The organism is Bordetella trematum (genome assembly GCF_900078335.1).
GTDB classification, from domain to species: domain Bacteria; phylum Pseudomonadota; class Gammaproteobacteria; order Burkholderiales; family Burkholderiaceae_B; genus Bordetella; species Bordetella trematum.
On record NZ_FKBR01000003.1, the window covers coordinates 1 to 2,020 of the forward strand.

The window sequence follows — 2,020 nt, forward strand, 5'->3', positions numbered from 1 at the left end:
CAGGAAGGGGCCGATGGCCACGTTGCTGCCGGCGGTGGTCTTGAGCAGGTTGTAGGCGATGTTGCCGGCATCCACGTTGGGGCAGACCAGCAGATTGGCCTCGCCCTTGAGCGAGGACGACGGCAGGATGCGCAGGCGCAGGGCCTCGTCCAGGGCGCAGTCGCCGTGCATCTCGCCGTCGATCTCCAGCTCCGGGGCCTGGGCGCGCACCAGCTCCAGGGCCTCGCGCATCTTGGCGCCCGAGGCGGAACTGCCGGTGCCGAAGTTCGAGCGCGACAGCAGCGCGGCCTTGGGCGCGAGGTTCAGGCGCTTCATTTCCTCGGCCGCGGCAATGGTGAACTCGGCGATCTGCTCGGCGCTGGGATCGTCGTTGACGTGGGTGTCGACCAGGGCGACCATGCGCTGATCGAGCAGCAGGATGTTCATGGCCGCGTAGGTCTTGGCGCCAGGGCGCTTGCCGATGACTTCATCCACGAAGCGCAGGTGGTCGTGGTAGGCGCCCACCGAGCCGCAGACCATGCCGTCGGCATCGCCCAGGCGCACCATCATGGCGCCGATGAGGGTCATGCGCCGGCGCATCTCCACGCGGGCCATCTCCTTGGTGATGCCGCGACGGCACATCAGCTCCCAGTAGGTGGTCCAGTACTGGTGGAAGCGCTCGTCGTACTCGGGGTTGGTGACCTCGACATCCTGGCCCAGGCGCAGGCGCAGGCCGTACTTCTCGATGCGCGCGGCGAGCACGGCCGGGCGGCCCACCAGGATGGGCTTGGCCAGCCCCTCGTCGACCACGACCTGCACGGCGCGCAGCACACGCTCGTCCTCGCCTTCGGTGAAGACGATGCGGGCCCGCCCGCCCTCGCGCACGAAGCGCTTGGCGCTGGCGAACAGCGGCTTCATGAAGGCGCCGGAGTGGTAGACGAACTGCTGCAGCTGCTCGACATAGGCCTCGATGTCGGCGATGGGCCGGGTGGCCACGCCATCGGCCATGGCGGCCTGGGCGACGGCCGGAGCGATGCGCTCGATCAGGCGCGGATCGAAGGGCTTGGGGATGAGGTACTCGGGGCCGAAGGCCAGGTCATAGGTGCCGTAGGCGGCGGCCACGACCTCGTTCTGCTCTTCCTGGGCGAGCGCGGCGATGGCGTAGACGGCCGCCTTCTCCATCTCGCGGGTGATGGTGGTGGCCCCCACGTCCAGCGCGCCGCGGAAGATGTAGGGGAAGCACAGGACGTTGTTGACCTGGTTGGGATAGTCCGAGCGGCCGGTGGCCATGACGATGTCATCGCGCACGGCGTGCGCGTCCTCGGGCAGGATCTCCGGCGTGGGGTTGGCCAGGGCCAGGATGAGGGGGCGGGCGGCCATGGCGGCGACCATCTCGGGCTTGAGCACGCCGCCGGCCGACAGGCCCAGGAAGACATCGGCGCCCTCGATGACCTCGGCCAGGGTGCGGGCCTCGGTGGGCTGGGCAAAACGGGCCTTGCTGGGATCCATGAGGACGGTGCGGCCCTCGTAGACCACGCCCTCGATGTCGGTGGCCCAGATGTTCTGCAGCGGCAGCCCCAGATCGACCATGAGATCCAGGCAGGCCAGGGCGGCCGCGCCGGCGCCGGAGGTGACGACCTTGACCTGGGAGATGTCCTTGCCCACGACCTTCAGGCCGTTGATGAAGGCCGCGCACACGGTGATGGCGGTGCCGTGCTGATCGTCGTGGAAAACCGGGATGCGCATGCGCTCGCGCAGCTTGCGCTCGACGATGAAGCACTCGGGGGCCTTGATGTCTTCGAGGTTGATGCCTCCGAAGGTGGGCTCCAGGCCGGCGATGATGTCAACCAGCTTGTCGGGATCGGTCTCGTTGATCTCGATGTCAAAGACGTCCAGGCCGGCAAACTTCTTGAACAGCACCGCCTTGCCTTCCATGACGGGCTTGGAAGCCAGCGCGCCGATGTTGCCCAGGCCCAGCACCGCCGTGCCGTTGGAAATCACCCCGACCAGATTGCCGCGCGCGGTAAAGCGAAAAGCGTTG

Annotated in this window: 1 protein-coding gene; it reads right to left on the minus strand. The window is 67.9% G+C overall.

The window, feature by feature from the left end; all coding sequences use genetic code 11:
- The coding region (locus A7V84_RS00100; protein ID WP_063939961.1) for an NADP-dependent malic enzyme at window positions 1–2,020 on the minus strand (2,020 nt) is incomplete at both ends.